Genomic DNA, 24,647 nt, shown 5'->3' on the forward strand with positions numbered 1-24,647 from the left:
CGCCGTCACACGATGCTGCGCACCGCAAACAAGGCACGGACGCACTCCCGGTTGGGATCATCATCCGATGCGTGAGCTATTTCACCGCCGCGCGCTGTTCGCGCCCCATCAACCCTTGCGCTCGCGCGCGGTCCAGCAGGCTCTTGACCGAGGCCGCCGCCCAGGTGCGCCCACCCCGCGGCGTGGTTTCCCGCATCGCCTCCAGTTGGGCGCCGATGGCCCGCAGCGACAGCTTGGGGTTTGCCCGCGCGATGCCGGCGACCAGCACCATGAGCCGGTCGTCACCGCGGACGGATGGCATCTTGTCGAGCAACGCCCGGTCGGCCAGCCCCTCGGCGACGAAGGCACGGACGGCGCGGCGCAACCGCTCGGCGGTCCAGTGCCGACCCGGCGGCAGCTTGGCGTTGACGGCGCGGGTCACCGCCGCCCACGAGCGGGACGGCCGGAGGCGCCGCACGGTGGGCAGCCACTCCTCCGCCGTACGAGTCAGCTCCAGCAGGTAGAGCTGGCGCTGCCGGTCGGCGAGGCGTTGCGCGGTCGCTGCGTCGCCCTGCTTCAGCTTGGGATTACCGCCGACCCGGCCGCGCGCCTTGGCCGCCGCCAGCCCGGCCCGCGTGCGCTCGCGGATCAGCGAGCGTTCGTACTCCGCCACAGCGCCGAGCATCTGCAGCACCAACGTGCCGTGCGGGCTGGCGGTGTCGATCGGGCTGGTCAGGCAGCGGAAGTGGCAACCGCGGCCGCGCAGGTCCTCGATCACCTCCAGCAGATGGGCCAGCGAGCGGCCGAGCCGGTCGAGCTTCCAGATGACCAGCGTGTCGCCGCGGGCGATGCGGGCGAGCGCCCGCGCCAGCTCCGGCCGGGCCCGGGACGCGCCCGACGCCTTCTCCTCGAAGATCTCGGTGCAGCCGGCGGCGCGCAGCGCGTCCAGCTGGCCGGCGGTGGTCTGCTCGTCGGTCGAGACGCGCGCGTAGCCGATGAGGGCCATACCCTTTCTCCCAAGCCGGAAAAAGACCTCCGGAGGCCCCCTTTGTAAAGTCTGGGAGAATGAGAGTAAACGACCGTTTCGGAGCGCGCCAATTCTTTTACAGCGACCGTGCAGTCGGTTGTCCCGTGATCGGGAGCGTCCCAAAGGAGATCTGCGACGTGGATCAGGGCGCCGGACCGCGGACCGCAAAACCGGGCTGCGGACATTGGCGGAATGGCACGGCGATTGGGCTGAAATCGAGCGCCCTGGCGCGCTTGGAGCGGCCGATCTCGGCGGCGGCGGTCCGGTTTTAAACCGATCTACTCTCTTCTAAACGGATCTGGTCTGCAAAACGCCAGCCGATCCGGAGCGGAAGCCGGGTAAAGCCGGCTTCTAAACTGATCTACCCGACAACGACACCGACGGCGACAACCGTTCATGGAACCGATGCGGCGATCCACGTCTCGGCAACCTTGCATGTGTTGCGATGAGGTGCGGCAGTGATCTGCGAGATAAGTATCACGAGAGCCCTGGAGGCGCATAAGGCGGTAGCGTGGGCGGGGGGCTTAGCGCGAAGGAGAGGGCAGCGCATCCGCGTCACCGCCGCCGCCCGTCAAGGCTTCGAAATACATCGTGGCAATATCGATTGCGCCCATCCTTCACCGCACGGGACTTCGATCCATCCAAAGGACTTAAGTTTTCCTAAAGTGATGGTTCTGAAGAAGGCCTCCGTATGGAATGAATATGAATAGAATTGGCGTTTTGCGCGAGGAGTAGGAGTTATTACTTATTAGGCAGTTGCAGGAGTACACCTTGGAAATTCATGTCATAGGAAGTCGCACGCTTTGCCATATACGCGGGTGGGGCGCTCGGGCATCCCAACGATCACAACAAAATTTACGGAGAGTTCCCCTTGAACGAAGTCATCATCGCGGACGCTGGGCTTGAGGATCTCGACGCACTGCTCAGCCACCGCCGTCCCGACGTTCAGGTTACGCTCGTTTCCTCCGCCGAGGATGGCCATGCCGTTCTCGCCGCCGCGCTCGCCGCGCGCCCGTCCGTCCTGCATCTGGTCGCCCATGGCGAGCCGGGGCGGGTCCTGCTGGGTGCCCAGCCGCTGGACGCGCGGTCGCTGCTCGACCGCTCCTGGCCGGATGCGCGCGGTACCGAGATTCACATCCACGCCTGCCATGCCGGCGCGGGCGAGGCGGGCCGGCTCCTTCTCGACCGTCTGTCCGCTGCCACGGGTGCCGTGGTTGCGGCCTCTTCGGGGCCGGTCGGCCCGGCGGTGCGCGGCGCGTCCTGGAAGCTCGACGTGCGCACAGCGCCCGTCTTTACCCCCTCCCCCTTCGCCGGGGTCGAGGGCGCCGGGGCGAACGGCTGGGCCCATGAGCTGGCCGTCACCGGCACGCCGACCGACGGCAACGACACGCTGACCAGCGATGACGCGGCGGACAACATCAACGGCGGAGCGGGCAACGACATTCTGATCGGCAACGGCGGCAACGACACGCTGATCGGCGGGGTCGGCCACGACACCATGGACGGTGGTGCCGGGGCTGACGTGTTCGACGGCGGCGACGGCTTCGACGTCGTCACCTACGAGAACGCGACCTCCGGCATGGTCATCGACATCGGCAACCCGGCGAACAGCACGGGCGACGCCGCGGGCGACACCTTCACGGGCATCGAGCGCTGGATCGGCTCCAACTACAACGACACCATGGTGGCCGGCAGCGACCCCGTGTGGTTCTGGGGTCACGCGGGCGATGACGTGGAGATCGGCGGCGCCGGCAACGACACCATGGAGAGCGGCGACGGCAACGACACCGTCTATGGCGGCGCCGGCGACGACCAGATCTACAGCCGTGCCGACAACGACGTGCTCTATGGCGAGGACGGCAACGACCTGATCTACGGCGGCTGGGGCAACGATATGCTCGACGGCGGCGCCGGCAACGACACCCTGTTTGGTGAAGGGGATGCCGACACCATGTACGGGGGCGCCGGCGACGACAGCATGGACGGCGGCCAGGGCAACGATCTGATGTATGGCGGCGATGGCAACGACACGCTGATCGGCGGCATCGGCCATGACACCATGGAAGGCGGCGCCGGAGCCGACGTGTTCGACGGCGGCGACGGCTTCGACGAGGTGACCTACGCGAACGCCACCGCGGGCGTCGTGCTGGATCTGCGCAACCCGGCGAACAGCACGGGCGATGCCGCGGGCGACACCTTCACCAACATCGAGCGCTGGATCGGTAGCGAGTTCGACGACCGGCTGGTCGGCAACGACGACGGCGTCTGGTTCTGGGGTCATGGCGGCAACGATGTCGAGATCGGCGGCGCCGGCAACGACACGATGGAAAGCGGCATCGGCAACGACACGATCTACGGCGGCGGCGGCGACGACCGGGCCTTCGGGCGGGCCGACGACGACATGCTGTATGGCGAGGCCGGCAACGACCTGCTGGCCGGCGGCGGCGGCAACGACCTGCTCGATGGCGGCACCGGCAACGACACGCTGATCGGCGACTGGGGCGTCGACACGATGATCGGCGGTGACGGCGACGACGTCTTCTACAGCGGCGCGCACGATCCCCTGCCGGAAGCCGACATCATCCAGGGCGGGGCCGGCAACGACACCTTCATCATCGCCACGCAGAGCGACGCCGGCACGGTTTCCTACGATGGCGGCGAGGGCTCCGACACGCTGCGCATCAGCTCCGACAACGTGGCCGATCCGGAGAACAAGATCACCACGGCGACGCCGCAGATCGACATTTCCGGCATGACCCTGACCAGCGTGGAGAGGTTGGAACTGGTCGGCAGCGTCCGCCATGCGGTGACGATGAGCGTCGCCCAGGCCAACGGCTTCGCCAGCATCACCGGCGCCACCGGCGGCGATGTCTTCACCATCGCCGGAACGGCCATGGCGGGCGCGGTCACCGCCGGCAACGGCAGCCAGCTCACCGCCGGGCAGGTCCAGGCCCAGACGGTGAACGGCGTTACCCTGCTGCACATCGGTACCGATGCCACCGCGGGCGCCGACGTGACGCTGCGCTTCGCCGGTGGCTTTACGGCGGACCAGTTCCAGGTCAACGGCAGCGGGATCACCCTGAGCGGAACCCCCTCGACCCCGCCCACGACCGAGCCGCCCACCACCGAACCGCCGACCACGACGCCTCCCACCACGGAACCGCCGACCACCACCCCGCCGGTGGACGACCGTCCTTCGACCGCCATGCAGCGCATCGTGGACGGCGTGACCGAGGACGTGAAGGCCTACGCCTACGAGGGGCCGGTCTCCACCCTGCAGTGGACCTTCCTGGGCGACTCCCGCAGCGAAGTGCTGGGCGGGTCGGACGGCAACGACTTCCTGAACCTGCTGGGCGGCGACGACGCGGCGGCGGGCGGGGCCGGTGACGACGTGCTGGACGGCGGCTCGGGCTCCAACTGGCTGATCGGCGGTTCGGGCAAGGACACCTTCTTCGTCGACGGCCGCGGCACCGAGATCACCTGGTCCACCGTCACCGACCTGGAGCAGGGCGAGTGGTCCACCCTCTGGGGCTACAAGGAAGGCGTCTCCACCCTGCGCTGGGAGGAGATGGACGGTGCCGAAGGCTACAAGGGCGCGACGGTCCACTGTGACATCGACGGCAATGGCACCATCGACGCCAGCATGACCTTCGCCGGCAAGGCCGTGGGTGCCATGACCACCACCACCGGCACCATGGGTGACCAGAATTACATCGCTTTCATCAGCCTGTGATCCGGCGCGGTTCGTGATCTGAGGCACCGAGCGGAAAAAACGGCCTGGGGAGTGTTCCCCAGGCCGTTTCTCGTTCGCCGCCGCCATTTGAGGCAGCCCATCGGCAGGAGGGCTACCCCTTCTAAAGATTGTGATGACATCGCCTGTTTTCCCTGTATTCGCTCTTGATGTATAGTTTTCGTTTCTTTTCCTCATAGGACAATGACCGTTCATAGGATCATTGAGTTTCCCGTTATCAATCAAGATAACCCAACAACTATGTTCCGTTGATGAGTACGTGTTATTTCTTCTTGGGCAATTGCGAAAAGGCTCTCCGAAAGCGCATGTGATTGTGTGTCGCGCTTCCCCGTATCCGCGAACCTCCCGTAAACGCGAACGATGCGACCGGGCGCCCCAGCGATCACCACAGAATGCACGGAGAGTTTCCCTTGAACGAAGTCATCATCGCGGACGCTGGACTTGAGGATCTCGACGGGCTGCTCAGCCGCCGCCGTCCCGACGTCCAGGTCATGCTCGTCTCCGCCGTCGACGATGCCCATGCCGTTCTGGCCGCCGCGCTCGCCGCGCGCCCGTCCGTCCTGCATCTGGTCGCCCATGGCGAGCCGGGACGGGTCCTGCTGGGCGCCCAGCCGCTGGACGCGCGGTCGCTGCTCGACCGCTCCTGGCCGGACGCGCGCGGCACCGAGATCCATATCCACGCCTGCCATGCCGGTGCGGGTGCCAAGGGCCGTCTCCTCCTCGACCGGTTGGCCGCCGCCACGGGCGCCGCGGTCGCGGCCTCCTCGGGTCTGGTCGGTCCGGCGGCTCGGGGCGCTTCCTGGACGCTCGATCTGAGCACCGCGCCGGTCGGCGCCCCCTCCCCCTTCGCGGCGGTTGAGGGCTGGACCCATGTCCTGGCCGTGACCGGCACCACGACGGCGGGCCCCGACCTGCTGACCAGCGATGACGAGCCGGATGTGATCGAAGGCGGGGCTGGCAACGACACGCTGATTGGCGGCGGCGGCAACGACACGCTGATCGGCGGTGCGGGTGCCGACCTGCTGGACGGCGGGGCCGGCTTCGACGAGGCGTCCTACGAGACCGCGACCTCCGGCCTCGTGCTGGACTTGCTGAACCCGAGCAACAGCACGGGTGACGCCGCGGGCGACACCTTCATCAACATTGAGCGCTGGGTCGGCTCCAACTTCGACGACACCATGGTGGCCGGGAACGACCCCGTGTGGTTCTGGGCCCATGACGGCGCCGATCTGGTGACCGGCGGGGCCGGCAACGACACGCTGGAGAGCGGCAACGGCAACGACACCGTCCATGGCGGGGCCGGCAACGACCAGATCTTCGGGCGCGCCGACGACGACATGCTCTATGGCGACGACGGCGACGACCTGCTGGTCGGCGGCGGCGGCAAGGACAGCCTGATGGGTGGGGCCGGCAACGACACGTTGGTCGGCGACTGGGACGCCGACACGATGATCGGCGGCGACGGTGATGACGTCTTCTACAGCGGCGAGCACGGCGACCTGAACGAGGCCGACGTCATCGAGGGCGGCGCCGGCAACGACACCTTTATCATCGCCGCGCAGGGCGACGCCGGCACGGTCTCCTACGACGGCGGCACCGGCACCGACACGTTGCGCGTCAGCTCCGACAACGTGACCGATCCGGAAGGCAAGATCACCACGGCGACGCCGCAGATCGACATCTCCGGCATGACCCTGACCAGCGTGGAAAACCTCGATCTGGTCGGCAGCGTCCGCCACACGGTGACGATGACCACCGCCCAAGCCAGCAACTTCACCAGCGGGGTGACCGGGGCCGTGGTGGGCGACGCCTTCACCATCACCGGCACGGCCATGACTGGGACGGCCACCGCCGGCAACGGCAGCCAGCTCGGCGCCGGGCAGGTGCAGGCGGAGACGGTGGATGGCGTCACCTTCCTGCGCATCGGCACCGACGCCACGGCGGGCGCCGACGTGACCCTGCGCTTCGTCGGCAGCTTCACCGCCGGGCAGTTCCAGCTCAACGGCGACACCGTCACGCTGATCGACGCGCCGCCCCCCACGACGCCTCCCACGACGGAACCGCCGACCACCACCCCACCGACGACCGAGCCTCCCACCACGGAACCGCCGACCACGACGCCCCCCACGACGGAGCCGCCGACCACCACCCCGCCGGTGGACGACCGCCCTTCCGCCGCCATGCAGCGCATCGTGGACGGCGTGACCGAGGACGTGAAGGCCTACGCCTACGAGGGGCCGGTCTCCACCCTGCAGTGGACCTTCCTGGGCGACTCCCGCAGCGAGGTGCTGGGCGGGTCGGACGGCAACGACTTCATCAACCTGCTGGGCGGCGACGACGCGGCCTGGGGCGGGGCCGGTGACGACGTGCTGGACGGCGGCTCGGGCTCCAACTGGCTGATCGGCGGTTCGGGCAAGGACACCTTCTTCGTCGACGGCCGCGGCACCGAGACCACCTGGTCCACCGTCACCGACCTGGAGCAGGGCGAGTGGGCCACGATGTGGGGCTACCAGGAGGGCGTCTCCAAGCTCTCCTGGGAAGAGATGGGCGGGGCCGAAGGCTACAAGGGCGCGACGGTCCATTGCGACATCGACGGCAACGGCACCATCGACGCCAGCATGACCTTCACCGGCAAGGCTGTGGGTGCCATGACCACCACCACCGGCACCATGGGCGACCAGAATTACATCGCCTTCATCAACCTGTAAGCTGAGGTCGTGCGAAACGCGCCGGTCCGGGGGATGCCCTCCCCTGGGCCGGCTTTTTCCTGTTGATGCCGGCTGTTGATGCAACGGGGGTGACCGTCAACCTTGACCGATTCGGGCGTCCATCGTATCGGTTGAACACGGCAAGCGCATTCGCTGTGGAGGTTGACGTTGCGTGGCGAAGACATGAGGCTCCTGCGCGAGGAGCGCAAACTTTCACAGCCGGATTTCGCGGCCTGGCTGAACGAGCGGCTGGAGCGGCGCTACGACCGGTCCAAGATCTCCCGCTGGGAAAGCAACAGCGAGAAGATCCCCGACGCGGTGGTCCGCTTCCTCCTGAAGGAGACGGCGGTGGTGGACGGCAAGCATGGCCCGGCGCTGGTCATCTGCCTCGCCAACCAGAAGGGCGGGGTCGGAAAGACCACCTGCACGGTGAACACCGCCAGCATCCTGGCCCGCGAGGGCTACCGCGTGCTCATCATTGACGCTGACCCGCAGGCCAACGCCACGGCGCATCTCGGCATCGACCTGATCGAGTACGAGGAGGGCCGGCGCAAGTCGCTTGCCCACGTGCTGCGTGAGGAGGTCGCCGTCGAGGACATCGTCGTCCCGGTCGGCGACATCGGGCTGGAGATCGCCCCGTCGAGCATCGAACTGGCGTCGGTCGAGGTGGAGCTGACCGCCGACCCCAGCGGCCCCATGGCCCTGCGGGAACGGCTTCAGGACGCGCGGTCGGCCTATGACTTCATCTTCATCGACTGCCCGCCGAACCTGGGCCAATGCACCGCCAACGGGCTGGTGGCGTCGGACCTCATCGTCATCCCCTGCCAGACCGAGTATCTGTCCTCCATCGGCGTGAACCATCTGCTGAAGACGATCAACAAGCTGAAGCGGCGCTGCCACCCCAGCCTCGCCGTCCTGGGCATCCTGCCGACCATGCACAACGCCCGGCTGAATCAGCATCAGGTGACCCTGGAGCAACTCCACAGCGCGCTGGGCGGCACGCTGCGCATCTTCCCGCCGGTGCCGCGGGCGACAATCTACGGCGACGCCGCCCTTGCCGGACGCGCCGCCCTGGAGGCGGTGCCGGACGCACCGGGCGCCTCGTCCTACCGGGCGCTCGCCGACGCCATCGTCGTGGAGCGGCGCAAGCGCGTGGAGGTGGCCAATGTCGCGTAAACTCGGAACCGGGAACCTTGCCCGGCTGAACGCTATGAGCCGCGGCGCGCTCGCCGTCTTCGCGGAGCCGGAACAGGGTGTGCGTCTCGTCTATCCCGACGTGGACTGGATCGAGGCCAACCCCGACCAGCCGCGCCGCCGCTTCGACGAGGCGGAACTGGCCGCCCTGACGGACTCCATCCGCAAATACGGCCTGCAGCAGCCGATCGGCGTGCGGGAGCTGGGGCCGAGCCGCTTCCAGCTCGTCTTCGGGGAGCGGCGCCTGCGCGCGGTCCGCGCGCTCGGCCAGCAGACGGTGCCCTGCATCCTCGTGCCGGAGGGCATCGACACTGCCGAGGTGGCGGTGGTGGAGAACGTCCTGCGCGCCGATCTGACGCCCTTCGAAGAGGCCGACGCCTTCGTGGCGCTCGTGGAGAAGCATGGCTATTCCCACGCCGATCTCGGCCAGATCATGGGGCGCGACAAGGCGGAGATCACCCGGACCCTTGGGCTGACCCGGGTCGCCCCGGCGGTAAGGGAACGCTGTGAAAGTGCGGAGAGGAAGGTCGCCCGCTACAGGCTCTACCAGATCGCCGCGCTCGACGACGCGGAGGAGCAGATGCGCCTGCTCGACCGCTTGGCCGACGACCAGCCCCAGCCTGAACCCCGCGCCCCCGTCGCCGCGACGCCGGGTGCGCGGGACGAGCCGGAGGCGGTGCTGAGCGCCTTCAGCCTGCGCGTCTCCCGCAACATCCTACGCACGCGCGAGGCCCTGTACGCTTTCCAGGAGAAGCCGAAGCGGCTGGGGGATGTGGACCGCGAGGTCCTGCGCGACCTGCGCCGTTCCATCGACGCCATTCTGGACGGTGAGGAAAACTGACCGGAGCCGGTGAGAATTCTCACCGATCCTTTTCCTCACGCGAAGCGGTGAGAATTCTCACCGGCATTGTCGGAACCCAAGCAAAGAAAAAGGCCCTTCCCCGCATCCGCAGGGAAGGGCCTTTTCGATTTCGGCCGATCAGTGGGCGCTGCCGCCGTCCTCGAAGGACGGGGCCTGGAGGCCGGAGGCTTCCAACTGCGCCACGACCATGCCCTTCAGCCGCTCCAGCCCTTCAGGCGTGCCGGACTCCGCGCGGGCCACCAGCACGTCCTGGGTGTTGGAGGCGCGCAGCAACCACCAGCCGTCCGCCGTCTTGACGCGCACGCCGTCGATGTCGTTGACGTCTGCACCCTCGGCCTTCAGGCGGGCCTTGACCTCCTGGACGACCTGGAACTTGCGCTCTTCGCTCACCTGGAAGCGGGTTTCCGGGGTGTTCACCACGTCCGGCAGGCGGTCGCGCAGTTCCGACAGCGGCTGATTCAGCTTGCTGACCAGACCGATCAGACGCACCGCGCAGTAGAGCGCGTCGTCGAAGCCATACCATTTGTCGGCGAAGAAGATGTGGCCCGACATCTCGCCGGCCAGCGGCGAGCTGGTTTCGGCCATCTTCGCCTTCAGCAGCGAATGGCCGGTCTTCCACATCAGCGGGTTGCCGCCGAGCCGGGCAATCTCGTCGAACAGCGTCTGGCTGGCCTTCACGTCGGCGATGATCGTCGCGCCGGGGTGGCTCTTCAGCACGTCGGCGGCGTAGATCGCCACGAGCTGGTCGCCCCACACCACGCGGCCCAGATGGTCGATGGCGCCGATGCGGTCGCCGTCGCCGTCGAAGCCGATGCCGATGTCGCAGCCATGCTCCGCCACCGCCGCCTTCAGGTCGACGAGGTTCTTCTCGACCGTCGGGTCCGGATGGTGGTTGGGGAAGTTGCCGTCGATCTCGTCGAACAGCAGGACGTGGTTGCCCGGCAGCTTCGCGGTCAGGCGGCGCAGGATCTCTCCAGAGGCGCCGTTGCCGGCGTCCCAGGCGATGGTCAGGTTGCGGGTGCCGTCATAGTCGCGCAGCAGGCGCTCCACATAGGCGTTCTTGATATCGAGCTGTTCCGACGACCCTTCGCCGGAGACGTAGTCGGCCTTCGACGCGATGGTGCCGATGTCGAGGATCTGCTGGCCATAGACCGGACCCTTGCCCAGCATCATCTTGATGCCGTTGTAGTCCGGCGGGTTGTGCGAACCGGTGATCATGATGCCGGCCGCCGCCTCGCGGTCGCGGGTGGCGAAATACAGCATTGGGGTGGGGCCGAGCCCGATGCGCAGCACATGCAGGCCGCAGGCGACCAGGCCCTCCACCATGGCGGCTTCCAGCTCCGGCGAGGAGAGCCGGCCATCGTAGCCGACGCAGACGGTCTTCCCGCCGCCGCGGGCGACCACGGTGCCGAAGGCCCGTCCGACCGCGCGGGCGTCCGCCGCGGTCAGGGTGCTGCCGACGATGCCGCGGATGTCGTATTCGCGCAGCACGGTCGGGTGAAAAATGTGGGCTTCGCTCATGGTCTCGACAGTTCTCCTTGGACCGGATCGCTTCAGACGTTCTGGGACAGTGCGGTGGGCCGTCCGATGGAGGAGTAGGCGAAGCCGGCAGCCGCCATGTCCCCCGGATTGTAGACGTTGCGCAGATCGACCATGACCGGCCGTTTCAGCAGGGCCTTGACCCGCTTCAGATCCAGCGCGCGGAACTCGTTCCATTCCGTCAGGATGGCGACGCAGTCGGCTCCGTCCAGGGCGCCGTAGGCGTCCTTCGCCCAGACCACGCCGGGAAGCAGCCTCTCGGCCTCGTGCATGCCGGCGGGATCATAGGCGCGCACGGTGGCGCCGGCGGCCTGCAGTGCCGGGACGATGTCCAGTGACGGGGCATCACGCATGTCGTCGGTGTTGGGCTTGAAGGTAACGCCCAGAACGCCGATCGTCTTGCCGGCCACCGACCCGCCGCAGGCGGCGATGATACGCTCGGCCATCTGCTTCTTGCGCTTGTCGTTGATGTCGACCACCGTCTCGATGATGCGCAGCGGGCTGCCCACCTGCTGGGCGGTGCGCACCAGGGCCAGCGTGTCCTTGGGGAAGCAGGAGCCGCCATAACCCGGACCGGGGTGTAGGAACTTCTTGCCGATGCGCCCGTCCAGCCCGATGCCGCGGGCCACGTCATGGACGTTGGCGCCCACCTTCTCGCAGAGGTCGGCGATCTCGTTGATGAAGGTGATTTTGGCGGCCAGGAAGGTGTTGGCGGCGTATTTGGTCAACTCCGCCGTTTCCAGCGAGGTCAGGACGATCGGCGTCTCGATCAGGTAGAGCGGGCGATAGAGGCGGCGCATCACCTCGGCGGCGCGCTCCGAGCTGGTGCCGATGACCACGCGGTCGGGGCGCATGAAGTCGCCGATGGCCGAGCCTTCGCGCAGGAACTCCGGATTGCTCGCCACGTCGAAATCGGCGCCGGGGTTGGCGCGGCGGATGATCGCCTGGACCTCGCGGCCCGTCCCGACCGGCACGGTCGACTTGTTCACCACCACCGTGTAGTGGTCGAGGTTGGCGGCGATCTCCTCGGCGGCGGCGTAGACGTAGGAGAGATCGGCATGGCCATCGCCGCGCCGGGTCGGGGTGCCCACCGCGATGAACACGGCGTCCACGCCGGCCATGGCTTCCTTCAGATCGAGCGTGAAGGAAAGACGTCCGGCGGCGACGTTGCGCGCGACCAGTTCATCCAGGCCGGGTTCATAGATCGGGATCTCACCACGCTTCAGGCGCTCGATCTTGCCGGCGTCCTTGTCGACGCAGGTGACGTGGACGCCGAATTCCGAAAAGCAGGCGCCGGACACCAGCCCGACATAGCCCGTACCGATCATCGCGATGCGCATGAGGAACCCTTGTTTTCAACACCCTTAAGGCCGTCCGTTCCCGGTCCAGCTTTCGGCATGGAGCAGAACGGTGACCGCCTTCAATGGTTGCCTTGTTCTATCAGGATAGCCGTGATGCGGACACCACCTGCGGCAGCCTGCCGCGTGGAGGGCGCGCCTTCTGAAAGTCGATGCGGGGCGTCGATGGCGGCCGCGCCGGGGTTGCCGTGCCGGCGCGGCCGGCCGCCGCGGAACCGCCTGGAAATCCCAGACGCCCCGGATCGTCTGAAATCAGATCGCCTGGAGGTAAGCGGGGTCCAGGGCACCGTGACGGAACGGTATCCAATCCTTGTGGTCGGCCCGGTACTGCAGGCCGTAGGGGTTCTTGAAGAAGATCTTCTGCAGCGGCTGGCCCCCCTCGGCGCGGGTGCGCTCCAGGTCGATCAGGGGCGAGGCGGCGAAGACTTTTTCCCACAGCTCGGCGTTGTCCACGTCGCGGCCCGCGTTCTTCACATAGTCGCGCGCGGTGTCGCTCAGTTGCCAGGCCTCTTCGACCATCGCGTAATAGTCCACAGTACCCTCGGCCATGACCCTGCTCCGAAGCATTCCAGATGTCGCTTGGCATAGCGCATTTTTGGAAGAGAGAAAACTGTCCAGCAATGACGCCGGGTTGTCACGCCGGTGAGGGCCGTCCCAGCGCTCCGGCCAGGGCTGTGACGATCCGGTCCACATCGGCGTCCGCCATGGCTGGAAACAGGGGCAACGACAGCGTCCGGGTGTAATGGGCGTCGGCGCCGGGCAGGGCGAGGTCACCGTAGCGTTCGCGCCAGTAGGGCTGTCGGTGGACCGGAATATAATGAACCTGGGTGCCGATGCCCAGGACCCGCAGATCGGTCATGACCTGTGCCCGTGCCCGTCCGGCGGCGGCGAAGTCGACGCGGACGGCGCAGAGATGCCAGGCCGGACGGCACCAGGGCGCGCGGGCGGCGGGCAGGACCAGCGGGGCCAGCGGGGCCAGTCGCTCCGTGTAGAGGTCCATCAGATGGCGCCGCCGCTCCACGAAGGCGTCCAGCCGCTCGAGCTGGCTCAGGGCGAGCGCCGAGTGAATGTCGGTCAGGCGGTAATTGAAGCCCGGTTCCGCCATCTCGTAATACCAGGGATTGGCGGTCCCATCGGCGGTGAAGGCGGCCCCGCGGTCTTCGAATCCCGCCGGGTCCCGCTCCATCCCGTGATTGCGAAAGCGGCGCAGGCGGGCGGCGAGGGCCGGATCATTGGTGGTCACCGCCCCGCCTTCGCCCGCCGCGATGGTCTTCACGGGGTGGAAGGAGAAGGCGGTGAGGGTGCCGAAGCCGTTGGAGCCGACCGGCAGGGTCCGCCCGTCCGGCGTCACGTCCACGCTGCCGATGGCGTGGCAGGCATCCTCGATCACCGCCAGCCCATGGCGGGCGGCGAGCCCGGCGAGCCCGGCCATGTCCGCGGTCTGCCCGGCGAAATGCACAGGCGCCAGGGCGCGCACCCGCCAGCCGGCGCGGGTGGCCCGCTCCATCGCCGCCTCCGCCTGCTCCGGTCCCATCAGGCCGGTCTCGGGATCGACATCGGCGAAGGCGACCTCCGCCCCCACGTAGCGGGCGGCGTTGGCGGTGGCGAGGAAGGTGATGGTGGGCACCACCACCGCGTCGCCGGGGCCGAGCCCCAGCGCGAGGGTGGCCAGATGCAGGGCGGCGGTCCCGTTGGCGCAGGACACCGCATGGGCCGCGCCGGTGCGCTCGCACAGCGCGCGCTCGAACGCCTCCACCGTCGGCCCCTGGGTCAGCCAGTCGCCGCGCAGGACCGCGGTCACCGCGTCGATGTCGGCCTGATCGACGTCCTGGCGCCCGTAGGGCAGAAAAGGCAGTGGCGGCCGGGACACCGGTTCGCCCATCACGGCGCTTCCGCGAGAAGCCGCATCAGCCGCGCGCCGTCCAGCCAGTCGCCGTTGGTGTCGCTGGCGTAGCGGAAGCCGTCGGCGACCGGCTTGGCGCCCAGCCGCTGATAGGGCTCGTGCGTCCAGAAGGCGAAGGCCGGCTCGATGACGAAGCGGTCCGGCAGTTCGAAGGTCTGGCGGGAATCGTCCTCGGTGATCATCACCTCGTGCAGCTTCTCGCCGGGGCGGATGCCGACCTGCTTGTGCGGCAGATGCGGAGCCATCGCGCGGGCTAGATCGGTGATGCGCATGCTGGGGATCTTGGGCACGAAGATCTCCCCGCCCTGCATCATCGCGATGCAGGAGACGACGAAGTCCACCCCGTGCTGCAGCGTGATCCAGAAGCGGGTCATCCGGTCGTCGGTGACCGGCAGGGACTTCGCCCCTTCCGCGATCATCCGGCGGAACAGCGGGATCACCGACCCGCGGGACCCCACCACATTGCCGTAGCGCACCACCGAGAAGCGCGTGCCGAGCGAGCCGGACAGGTTGTTGGCGGCGATGAAGATCTTGTCCGAGGCCAGCTTGCTGGCGCCGTAGAGGTTGACCGGGTTGGCCGCCTTGTCTGTGGACAGGGCGATCACTCGCTTCACGCCGGTGTTCAGCGCGGCTCGCACCACGTTTTCCGCCCCATAGACGTTGGTATGAATGCACTCCATGGGGTTGTATTCGGCGGCAGGCACATGCTTCAGCGCGGCGGCGTGGACGCACACGTCCACTTCGCGCATGGCCAGTTCCAGCCGCTCGCGGTCGCGCACGTCGCCGATGAAGAAGCGCAGCGTGGACGCCCATTCGGGGCCGAGCTGCTGCTGCATCTCGTACTGCTTGAACTCGTCGCGGGAGAAAACGATGACCCGGCGCGGGCTGGCGTGGCGCAGCACCGTCTCCACGAAACGCTTTCCGAAGGACCCACTTCCCCCGGTCACCAGGATCGATTGGCCGTTCAGCATGCCGAAGCCGGGGAGCAGCGCCTCGGTGGGCGATTCGTTCGGACGGTCAAGCTGCTGCATGGTCAGGGGCGTTCGTGCTTCGTGGTTCATTCAGGCCGGTTCGATCGACCTTAGCCCGAGACCCCTAGCAGCGGGTTAACATTCCAGCAAGGAATCCGCGGCTTCCGCGCGCAGGGACGGCGCTGCGGCGCGCTTTTCATCCGACCGGCGATGATATGGAAAAGGCTTCGTGATACTGGAGCGGGCGAAGGGATTCGAACCCTCGACCCCAACCTTGGCAAGGTTGTGCTCTACCCCTGAGCTACGCCCGCGCCGCTCCAACGAAGGAGGCAGGGAGATACCGCACGCGCCCGGCGGAACGCAAGCCCCCTGTTTGGCTTGCGCTGAGATTTTTCTCTTCGGACGTCTCCATCCGCCTTCTTGGCGCATCGGAAGGAGACGTTAGGCTTAAAGTTATAACCCGCTCAATGCTGTTGACTTCCCTGCGTCGACTGTGGAAATTTCCTCTCACAAAACAAAGGCCTTGAGGTCTGGGGAGGAAACCAAAAACATTATGATGCTCTAAGAGCATTCGTCTGCCGCGCCGACCTCGTGTCCGGACGCGGCTTTTTTTTGCCTATCGCCGTTCCTTTGCCGAGAACCGGTAATACCACTCTAGGCAATGGCAGGCGGGACTTGGCCCCGCCTGCCCGCGGCGCTCCGCGTCACAGCCTGATGCCGCCGGCTTCCAAATAGGATTCCAGCGTCAGCGCCTCGACCGTCGTCCGTCCGGCACGGAGCTGTTCGCGCAGGCCCTCCTCCATCCGCTCGCGCTCTGCCGCCTTGGCGAGCGTGGCGGCGGCTTCGGCCTGGGGAACCACGACCACCCCGTCGTCGTCGCCAATCACGATGTCGCCCGGCGCGACCATCACGCCGCCACAGACGATGGGGGTGTTCACGTCGCCTGTGGGTTGGGTCTTCGTGGTGCCCTTCATGCTGGTCCCCCGGCAGAAGACGGGAAAGCCCATGTTGCGGATGGCCGCGGCGTCGCGCACGCAACCGTCGATGACCAGCCCGGCCAAGCCCCGTTGGATCGCCGCCTCGGTCAGCACGTCGCCCCAGGGGCCAGCCTCGGTCATGCCCTTGAAATCCACCACCAGCACGTCGCCCGGACGGGTCAGCGCCATGGCGGCGTGGATCATCAGATTGTCGGTGGGGCCGCCGGATACGGTCACCGCGGTGCCGAACAGCGTCATGCCTTGATAGAGAGGCTTGATCGGAAAGGACATCGCGCCCTTCTTGCCCATCGCTTCGTGCAGCGTGGCGGGGGACTGGCCTCGGAACGCGGCGACCAGATCGGGGGCGGGACGGGGAAACTCTTTGACGACGCTCATCGCACAGGCACCTTTCACGGCGTGAAGGCCGCCCGCTTCCGGAAGAGAGGGCGGGCGGGGATAAGGAAGCATTGGGACTCATTCGTCCTTGAAGGCCTCGTCGCGGCGGCGGCGCACCGCCGGCATCACCATCAGGAGGAGCAGAAGGGCGGCGGCGACCAGCAGACTGCCGCTGATCGGGCGGGTGGCGAAGACGGTGGGGTCGCCACCCGACAGCAGCAGGGCGCGCCCCAGATTCTCCTCCAGCAGGGGACCCAGCACGAAGCCCAGCATCAGCGGCGCCGGCTCGCAGTCCAGCTTGCGCAGGACGTAGCCCAGGACGCCGAACAGAGCCATCAGCAGAACGTTGAAAGCGCTGTTGTTCAGCGTGTAGGTGCCGATGCAGCAGAAGACCAGGATGGCCGGGAACAGATAGCCGTAGGGCACCCGCAGCAGCCGCACCCACAGCCCGATCATCGGCAGGTTCAGGATCACCAGGATCACGTTGCCGATCAGCATGCTGGCGATCATGCCCCAGAACAGCTCCGGCTGCTTGGCCATGATCTGCGGCCCCGGCGTAATGCCGTGGATGGTCATGGCGCCGATCATCAGGGCCATGATGGCGTTGGGCGGGATGCCCAGGCTGAGCATCGGGATGAAGCAGGCTTGCGAGGCGGCGTTGTTGGCGGCCTCCGGTGCGGCCACTCCCTCGATGGCGCCCTGGCCGAAGCGCTCCGGCCGGCGGGACACCTTCTTTTCCAGCGAATAGGCGGCGAAGGAGCCCAGCGTGGCGCCGCCGCCGGGCAGGATGCCCAGCAGCGCCCCCATCACCGTGCCGCGTACCGTCGCCGGCCAAGCTTGGCGGATATCCTCGCGTTTCGGCCACAGGCTGGCGATGGGGGCGGTGGTCCGCCCGACGCCGCCGGTCTGCTCCAGGCTGGCGATGATCTCGGCCAGCCCGAACAGGCCCATGGCGAGCGGAACGAAGTCGATGCCGTCGTAAAGCTGTGGCAGGCCGAAGGTGAAACGCGTGTCGCCGGAATTCACGTCGGTGCCGACCATGCTCAGCAGCAGGCCCAACAGGATCATCGCGATGGCCTTCACCACCGATCCGTGGGCCAGCGTCACCGCCCCGATCAGGCCCAGCAGCATCAGCGACACATACTCCGCCGGCCCGAAGGCGAGCGCCACCCCGGCCAGCGGCGGGCCCGCCACGGCGATCAGGAGGGTCGTGACGATGCCGGCGAACAGCGAGGCGAGCGCCGCCGTGGCGAGCGCCACTCCTGCCCGGCCCTGCCGCGCCATGGCGTGGCCGTCCAGGCAGGTGACGACGGAGGAGGATTCGCCGGGCAGATTCACCAGGATCGCCGTCGCCGACCCGCCATACTGCGAACCGTAGAAGATGCCCGCCAGCATGATGAGCGCGCCGACCGGCGGCAGGTGGAAGGTCAGGGGCAGGAGCATCGCCACCGTCGCGGTGGGACCCAGACCGGGCAGGACACCGATCAGCGTGCCGATCAACGCCCCGCCGAAGCAGAGCAGCAGATTGTCCGGGGACAGCGAGACCGACAGGCCGAGCAGCAGGTTGCCGAGCAACTCCGTCATGGCCACACCCGCAGGGGCAGGCCCAGTCCCCAGACGAACAGCGCGACGCAGCCCGCCGCCAGGGTGCCGCCCAGAAAGGCCAGAGGAACCGGGCGCAACGGTTGGCCGGCCAGATTGCCCAGCCCCACCAGAATCAGCACCGCGGGCACCAGCCCCAGGAGTTCCACCGTTCCGGCGAAGGCCAGCACCGCCGCCGTCACGCCAAGAAGAGGGCGCCAGCCACAGGCCGGCAGGCCGGCGCCATGGGCCAGCAGGCTTCGCCCGGTCACCACGGCGCCGGCCAGCACCATCAGAAACCCGATCATCCGCGGGAAGAAACCGGATTGCACGTAGGCGAGCGTCCCGGTGGGCCAATCGCGCCCCAGCCACAGGGCGGCCAGACCGAAAGCCGCGATCAGCAGGCCGGCGGCCAGATCCTGCGGCGCCCGGACCGGAATCCCCAAAGGCGCCTCCCTGCCATCCGCGATGGTTGGGAGTGTGTTTTCGAGCGCGTCTCGCGCGGTGTCGCGAGCGGCTGTGGACAGGCCGCGGGGTGGGGCGGTCGTGGAAGAAGGGGGGCGGAGGTCTGAGAAGGGCAGGCTCGGCATGGGGCTTCCACGGCTTTCAATGGGCGGCTTTCGGAGGGGGTGAGTGCGGCTCCGGTCGCCGACCCATCGCCTTTCACAAGCATAAGGATAAAATTCAACAGGAAATCTTTATCCCTCGTTGTTTATGCATCCTAATCAGATTACCAAAAAGGGCAAGAGCATCGAATCATCGCGTGTTTGTGCTGCTAATGAGCCGGAGTGTGAGGACGAAGGCTTGCCTTTCTGACTGATGAATCACTGAAAGGTTGATGAGTGTTTTCGAATGCACGCAGCGCTGCGAAATCTGAAAGCCGCCCTTTCATGTTTCTTGCCCCGGCGGCGCATGCCCGTTACCCAGGGCGCGCCGTAAACAAGGACAGGACGAAGGAGATCAGGGGATGACGCGCCGCCTGCGCCCGTGGACCGTGCTTGAAAGCCGCGAACTGCTCGACGCCGATCCATTCTTGAAAGTCCATGTCGAGACGGTGGAACTACCCGATGGGCGGGTCATCCGGGACTACTACCAGTTCGACATGCCGTCCTTTGCCTGTATCTTCGCCGAGATGGAGGATGGGCGCGCCATCGTTTATCGCCAGTATCGGCACGGGCCGCGGCGCGTGAATCTGACCTTTCCCGGCGGCCATCTGTCGCCGGACGAAGACCCGCTGGAAGCGGCCCGGCGGGAGCTTCTGGAGGAGACCGGTTTCGTCTCCGACCATTGGACGGCGCTTGGCGGCTATACGGTCAACGCCAACCAGGGCGGTGCGGTGTCCCATATGTTTCACGCCACCGGTTGCCGCCAAGTGGCCGATCCGCTGTCCGACGATCTGGAGGAGACGGAAATCCTGTTCATGACGCGGGAGGAACTGCTGACCGCCATCGGACAGGGCGAGATCGCCCTGCTCACCCAGATCGCCCTGGTCAGCATGGTGTGGCAGAACGACATCCGGACGGCGCTCAGCCACCGTCACCGGTGACGCGGCTTCGCTTGCCGCTGTGCAGCAAGCCGCCTTTCCTCCAGCCAAGCGGAAGCTTGGCTTTTTTGATCTTTGTCAAAAAATGAGTATGTCTTCGGAATACATAGCCCGTTTACGCGCTGTTAATCAAATCAGTTCATAAATGGCCACACCAAGTTCTCTTGGTTTCCTCCCTCCCAGAACTAGGCTGCGCCTCACCGGCTGCAGCCTTTTCTTTTTCCGGATCCTGTCATTCAAAGGGATGGGGTGGGGGGCGACAAAGCGCGGGGTATTTTTGCGAGGACCGCTCAGCAGGGGCTTGATCTTTGCTGCATTGCAGCATAAATTGAGTCCCGGATGCCCTTTGGGCGTTTCCTCCCTAGACTTGAAGGCCGCGCCGTCCTGGCTGCGGCCTTTTTCTTGACTCCGGCCTGTGGGGGTGTCGCCCGGCGCCTGTGCGATCGTCTCTCGCGGCGCAGTAGCGCCCATGATATGCAAGCCGGACCATAGAAGCCCCGTTCGTTGAACCGAAGGCCCGCACCATGGCCGAGCGCCGTACACCCTCCCTGTCCACCCTCCGCAACCTCGGGCGGGGGCTGCTCGTCCTGCTCCTGCTTGGCGGAGCCGGGGCCTGGTGGGCATGGCATGGCGCCTTCGGGATGGACGCGCTCCAGGACATCCTGCGCCATCACCCCGCGGCACCGGTCCTGTTCCTGTTCCTGCACATCCTGGCCAGCCTGCTGTTCTTCCCGCGCTCCGTCATGGCGATGGTCGCCGGGCTGGTCTTCGGAGTCTGGTGGGGCGGGGTGCTGGCGGCGGCGGGCAGTGTGATCGGCGCCTCCACCGGCTTCCTGCTGACCCGCTACGTCTGCGACGGGCTGGTTCCGGCCCTGGACCGGGCGCGCTGGGGCGACGTCCTGCGCCGGTTGGAGACCGGCGGCTGGCGCGCCGTCGCCATGCTGCGGCTGGTTCCCGTGCTGCCGCACAGCGGTGTGAACTACGCGCTCGGCCTGACGCGGGTGCGGCTCGGCGCCTACGCCTTCGGGTCGCTGGTCGGGCAGTTGCCGATGACCGTGGCCTTCGTGCAGTTCGGCGCCGCGGGCGACCACGCCCTGGCCGGCAAGCCGGACTGGATCGCGCCGACCGTCATTGGGCTCAGCCTGCTGATCCTGTCGGTTCTGCTGCCGAAGGTCGGGCCGAAGCTGCGGGAGAAGTTCGGCGCCGGGCGCGCCTGACGGCGCCGCCTTGCATGGTCCTTGCGGAGACACCATGAACATCGTCTTCATTCACCAGAACATGCCCGGCCAGTACAAGCATCTGGCCGCCCGCCTGGCCGCCGACCCGGCGAACCGTGTCGTCTTCATCACCAAGCGCACCGACCGGGACATCCCGAACGTCCGCCGCCTCTCCTACCAGCCCAGCCGAAAGGCGCGGGAGAACGCGCATCCCTATCTGGTGTCCACGGAGAACGCGGTCCTGCACGGGCAGGCCGCGGCCCGGCTGCTGATGGGCCTGCGCGAGGAGGGCTTCCGCCCTGACGTCATCGTCGGCCATCCGGGTTGGGGCGAGACGCTGTTCGTCAAGGACGTGTTCCCCAACGCCCCCTACCTGAACTACTGCGAGTTCTTCTACCGCGCCCAGGGGCTGGACGTCGGCTTCGACCCGTCGGTCCCGGTCAATGTGGACACCGTGCTGCGGCTGCGCATGCGCAGCACGCCGCTGCTGCTGGCGCTGGAGGCCTGCGACCGCGGCATCGCCCCGACCGAGTGGCAGCGCGACTCCCACCCGGCGCCGTTCCACCCGAAGATCGAGGTCATCCACGACGGGGTGGACACCGCCCACCTTCTGCCCGACCCGGACATCCGGGTCACCCTGGCCGACGGCACGGTGCTGACGCGCCAGGACGAGGTGCTGACCTACGCCGTGCGCAACCTGGAGCCCTACCGCGGTTTCCCCAGCTTCATGCGCGCCCTGCCGGGCATCCTGGAGGCGCGTCCCAAGGCCCATGTGCTGATCGCTGGCGGCGACGAGGTCAGCTACGGCTCGGCGCCTCCCGGCGGGAAGAGCTGGCGGGAAACCATGCTGGCCGAGGTGCCGCTGGACCCGGCGCGCGTCCATTTCCTGGGGCACCTTCCCTACGATCAGTATCTGTCGGTCCTGCGGCTGTCGCGGGCGCATGTCTACCTGACCTATCCCTTCGTCCTGTCCTGGTCGATGGTGGAATCCATGGCGCTCGGCTGCGTGGTGATCGGCTCCGACACCGCTCCAGTGCGGGAAGTCATCCGGCACGGCGAGAATGGACTGCTGGCCGATTTCTTCTCCCCCGACGATATCGCTGGCAAAGCCGTCGCGGTGCTGGAGGACCCCGGCGCCTTCGCCCCGCTGGCCCGCGCCGCGCGGGAGACGGCGGTGGAGCGGTTCGACCTGTCCCATTGCCTGGAACGCCAGATCGCGCTGATCCGCGCGATGGCCTGAGGCGAGGAAAACCCCCACTCCAAGAGGCAATATTTTCCCGGTGGGTGGGCAGTAGCCGCCGCCCATAGGGAGGTTTTTGCCGGGCGCGTGAGCCAAAAATGGCTTTTTTGCGCCCGCGAAACGCGATGCCCGTACCGAGGGCGGCGGCGGCGGCGGCGGCGGCGGCGGCGGGGCGGAACCCCCGGCATTGATTTTATTTTGAGATAATTTCCAAACGAAGGCGTGGGGAATCGCCGGATCAAGGCGCGGGGCATGGCATGACCCTTGCGATGGTATGGGTACCAATCCGGCGAACCCGAACACGAGTGCCTGCCATGTCCATGACCGCAGTCCAGCCGATGCCGGCTGCTTCGGCGACCGCCCTGGAGGCGGATGACGCCCTCTTGCTGTCCAACACCCCGCGCCGCGGCGGCTTCGCCTGGGAGGCCGTGAAGACCCTGATCGCCGTCGCCGTCTTCGCCGCGATGCTGCTGCCGGTGGCTTTCCCGTCGAAGGCGAGCCCGCAGGGCCGGCTTCAGCAGGCATCCTCGGAGGACATGGCGCCGCCCGCCGTCAAGGCCGTGGCGAAGGTCGACGGACAGAAGGCCGTCCGCAAGCCGGTGACGAGCAACTGAATTCCTGAAAGCGCGCCGTTCATGCGCGAAAGGCGTCCGGTGTTGCCATCGGACGCCTTCGTCGTTCTTTGACGGACCGGTGCCGCTCAGAGCGAGCGGGCACCTGTGTGAATGATGGTGCCGACGTGCCCGCCGCGCAGCGCGGCGGTCAGGCGGCCCGGGACCAGCCCGTTGACGACCTGCACGCGCTCCAGGTGGCGGGCGTTCGCCATCACCTCCAGCAGCGCACCGTCCAGCGGCAACGTGCCGCCCTGCTTCGCCAATTCGGTGGCGGTGGTCTCACGCAGCAGCTCTGCCGTGCCGCCCTCGGGGCCGTTCGGGTCGGCGCTGTAGATGCCGTCCACATCCTCCACGATGGTCAGCCCGGCGGCGCCCAGGGCGTCGGCCAGCAGGAATGCGCCGGTGTCGGCCCGATGCTGCGGGATGCGCGAGCCGGGGAACTCGTGGTGATGGTAGGGCGGGAAGGCGCTGCCCACCACCGCGCGGGCGGCGGACAGATGAACCGCCAACTGGTTCGCAATGGTCCCGTGCTCGACGTAGGACACGCCGTCCGGCGAGAGCAGCGCGGCCAGGATGTGGCCGTTCTGCCCGGCCTCGGTCGCGGCGAGCGGGGCGAGCGAGCCGACCGGCAGGCCGAGATCCAGCCCGACGCTGTAGAGATGGCGGGCGCGGATGCCGGCGCCGGTCAAAATCAGCAGCCGGTGCTCCGGCAGGATGCTCCGGATCTCCTCGACGATCGGCAGGATCGCTTCGTGGCCGCGGTCCATGATCGACCGCCCGCCGATCTTCACGACCTGGAGCCAGGGCAGCAGGCGGATCGGGCGGACGCCGGCGACCGGGGCGGTCAGGCTGCCGTCGAGAAGGGTCTGGCGCGCGAGCGGTGAGGCCACATGCTTGATGTTGTTGGCATGCTTCTTGTGCTGGGTGTCGGACATGGCGTGTGGTCCTTCAACGCGCGGTGATGATGGTGCCGACATGCTCGCCGGCGAGCGCGCGGGTCAGGTTGCCGGGGACGAGGCCGTTGACGACCTGCACCTCGCGGACGTGGCGGGCGTTCTTCAGCAGGTCGAGCACCGGGAACTCCAGGATCGAGTCCTGAAGCCCCTTCGCCTTCATCTCGTCCACCGAGATCCTCGGGATGAAGGTGGCGTTCCTGGAGGTCTTCGGGTTCCCGGTGTAGAGCCCGTTCTCGTCCTTCACGTAGATCATCGCCCTGCAGCCGAACTGTTCGGCCACCAGGAAGCAGCCGGCGTCGGTGCGGTAGGGCGGAATGACGCCCTCGGCGGCAGGGCGCATCCACAGCTTGTAGGGCGGCATGCCGCTGAAGACGACGGCGTTCACTTCGGCCAGGAATAACGGTACCGACGACAAGCCGGCGCCGTCCACCGCGGAGATGCCATGCTTGGCGAGGAGCTGGCCGAGCATCGCGGCGTTCTGGTCGGCGACCGAGCCGCCGAGCTGCGAGAGCAGGCCGGCCGGCAGGTTCAGTCCCGCCGCGATCGAGTAGATGTGACGGGCGCGGGTGCCGGCGCCGGTTCCGATCAGCAGCTTGTGCTCCTTGCGGGCGGCGACGATCTCGTCGACCAGCGGGTAGACGGCGGCGCGGCCGCGGTCGATGACGCTCTGCCCACCGATCTTGAGCACCGTCGCGTTCGGCAGGATGCGGAAATCCGCCGCGACGTCCGCCGCCGCCAGAAGCTGCGCGTCGGTCAGCGACCGCTGCATGAGGAGCGCTTCAAGCTCCGCTGTCGTGCTGGTCATGAGGGGCTGTTCCCTTTCGGTTCGAA

Annotated in this window: 19 protein-coding genes and 1 tRNA gene; 8 read left to right on the top strand and 12 right to left on the bottom strand. The window is 67.4% G+C overall.

Translation table 11 applies throughout. The annotated features are described in order from the left end of the window. Positions 1-76: 76 nt before the first annotated feature. Positions 77-985 (bottom strand): recombinase family protein, encoded by a 909-nt coding sequence (locus tag ACWPXE_RS31665; RefSeq protein WP_103041215.1) that lies wholly within the window; start codon positions 983-985, stop codon positions 77-79. Between the two features lie 892 nt (positions 986-1,877). Here ACWPXE_RS31665 and ACWPXE_RS31670 point away from each other — a divergent pair. From ACWPXE_RS31670 to ACWPXE_RS31685, 4 genes are all read left to right on the top strand, one after another. Further along, positions 1,878-4,739, top strand: coding sequence for a DUF4347 domain-containing protein (locus tag ACWPXE_RS31670; protein WP_454021011.1), 2,862 nt, complete (start codon positions 1,878-1,880; stop codon positions 4,737-4,739). A 428-nt stretch (positions 4,740-5,167) separates the two neighbouring features. After that, a complete protein-coding gene (locus tag ACWPXE_RS31675; protein WP_454021012.1) occupies positions 5,168-7,465 on the top strand; it encodes a DUF4347 domain-containing protein in 2,298 nt (765 codons plus the stop codon). Between the two features lie 183 nt (positions 7,466-7,648). Beyond that, a complete protein-coding gene (locus ACWPXE_RS31680; RefSeq protein WP_014200331.1) occupies positions 7,649-8,641 on the top strand; it encodes an AAA family ATPase in 993 nt (330 codons plus the stop codon). Then, entirely contained in the window at positions 8,631-9,500 is an 870-nt protein-coding gene (locus tag ACWPXE_RS31685) for a ParB/RepB/Spo0J family partition protein (RefSeq protein ID WP_237908285.1), read from the top strand. The genes ACWPXE_RS31680 and ACWPXE_RS31685 overlap by 11 nt, the downstream gene beginning before the upstream one ends. Before the next feature lie 138 nt (positions 9,501-9,638). On the opposite strand, the gene pgmG is transcribed toward ACWPXE_RS31685, so the two are convergent. The 9 genes from pgmG to ACWPXE_RS31730 all read right to left on the bottom strand — a co-directional run bounded on the left by pgmG (position 9,639) and on the right by ACWPXE_RS31730 (position 18,692). Further along, complete coding sequence (pgmG, locus tag ACWPXE_RS31690) at positions 9,639-11,042, bottom strand: phosphoglucomutase/phosphomannomutase PgmG (RefSeq protein ID WP_454021013.1); 1,404 nt, start codon at positions 11,040-11,042, stop codon at positions 9,639-9,641. 32 nt (positions 11,043-11,074) lie between these two features. Further along, entirely contained in the window at positions 11,075-12,400 is a 1,326-nt protein-coding gene (locus ACWPXE_RS31695) for a UDP-glucose dehydrogenase family protein (RefSeq protein ID WP_454021014.1), read from the bottom strand. 270 nt (positions 12,401-12,670) lie between these two features. Beyond that, positions 12,671-12,967, bottom strand: coding sequence for a hypothetical protein (locus ACWPXE_RS31700; protein WP_109068154.1), 297 nt, complete (start codon positions 12,965-12,967; stop codon positions 12,671-12,673). An 85-nt stretch (positions 12,968-13,052) separates the two neighbouring features. After that, positions 13,053-14,300, bottom strand: coding sequence for a UDP-4-amino-4,6-dideoxy-N-acetyl-beta-L-altrosamine transaminase (gene pseC / locus ACWPXE_RS31705; RefSeq protein ID WP_454021015.1), 1,248 nt, complete (start codon positions 14,298-14,300; stop codon positions 13,053-13,055). Continuing rightward, entirely contained in the window at positions 14,300-15,382 is a 1,083-nt protein-coding gene (pseB, locus tag ACWPXE_RS31710) for a UDP-N-acetylglucosamine 4,6-dehydratase (inverting) (protein WP_454021016.1), read from the bottom strand. The genes pseC and pseB overlap by 1 nt, the downstream gene beginning before the upstream one ends. Positions 15,383-15,528: 146 nt before the next feature. Beyond that, positions 15,529-15,603: transfer RNA gene (locus tag ACWPXE_RS31715), tRNA-Gly, on the bottom strand. Positions 15,604-15,996: 393 nt separating this feature from the next. Continuing rightward, positions 15,997-16,665 carry a 4-carboxy-4-hydroxy-2-oxoadipate aldolase/oxaloacetate decarboxylase gene (locus tag ACWPXE_RS31720; protein ID WP_454021017.1) on the bottom strand — a complete coding sequence of 223 codons (669 nt, stop codon included), beginning with the start codon at positions 16,663-16,665 and terminating at the stop codon, positions 15,997-15,999. A 78-nt stretch (positions 16,666-16,743) separates the two neighbouring features. Further along, on the bottom strand, positions 16,744-18,249 hold the full coding sequence (locus tag ACWPXE_RS31725; RefSeq protein ID WP_454021018.1) for a tripartite tricarboxylate transporter permease: 1,506 nt from the start codon (positions 18,247-18,249) through the stop codon (positions 16,744-16,746). Beyond that, positions 18,246-18,692 carry a tripartite tricarboxylate transporter TctB family protein gene (locus ACWPXE_RS31730; RefSeq protein WP_454021019.1) on the bottom strand — a complete coding sequence of 149 codons (447 nt, stop codon included), beginning with the start codon at positions 18,690-18,692 and terminating at the stop codon, positions 18,246-18,248. Before ACWPXE_RS31730 ends, ACWPXE_RS31725 begins: the two co-directional genes overlap by 4 nt. A gap of 521 nt (positions 18,693-19,213) precedes the next feature. Here ACWPXE_RS31730 and ACWPXE_RS31735 point away from each other — a divergent pair. The 4 genes from ACWPXE_RS31735 to ACWPXE_RS31750 all read left to right on the top strand — a co-directional run bounded on the left by ACWPXE_RS31735 (position 19,214) and on the right by ACWPXE_RS31750 (position 22,860). Next, positions 19,214-19,792, top strand: a complete 579-nt coding sequence (locus ACWPXE_RS31735; protein ID WP_454021020.1) for an NUDIX hydrolase — start codon at positions 19,214-19,216, stop codon at positions 19,790-19,792. Between the two features lie 521 nt (positions 19,793-20,313). Further along, a complete protein-coding gene (locus ACWPXE_RS31740; protein WP_014200319.1) occupies positions 20,314-21,006 on the top strand; it encodes a TVP38/TMEM64 family protein in 693 nt (230 codons plus the stop codon). Between the two features lie 34 nt (positions 21,007-21,040). Then, on the top strand, positions 21,041-22,246 hold the full coding sequence (locus tag ACWPXE_RS31745) for a glycosyltransferase family 4 protein (protein ID WP_454021021.1): 1,206 nt from the start codon (positions 21,041-21,043) through the stop codon (positions 22,244-22,246). A 314-nt stretch (positions 22,247-22,560) separates the two neighbouring features. After that, positions 22,561-22,860, top strand: coding sequence for a hypothetical protein (locus tag ACWPXE_RS31750; protein ID WP_454021022.1), 300 nt, complete (start codon positions 22,561-22,563; stop codon positions 22,858-22,860). A gap of 86 nt (positions 22,861-22,946) precedes the next feature. On the opposite strand, the gene ACWPXE_RS31755 is transcribed toward ACWPXE_RS31750, so the two are convergent. Continuing rightward, on the bottom strand, positions 22,947-23,795 hold the full coding sequence (locus ACWPXE_RS31755) for an amino acid kinase family protein (protein ID WP_454021023.1): 849 nt from the start codon (positions 23,793-23,795) through the stop codon (positions 22,947-22,949). 13 nt (positions 23,796-23,808) lie between these two features. Beyond that, positions 23,809-24,621, bottom strand: coding sequence for an amino acid kinase family protein (locus ACWPXE_RS31760; protein WP_237908273.1), 813 nt, complete (start codon positions 24,619-24,621; stop codon positions 23,809-23,811). Between the last annotated feature and the right edge of the window lie 26 nt (positions 24,622-24,647).

The organism is Azospirillum sp. Marseille-Q6669 (genome assembly GCF_965111635.1).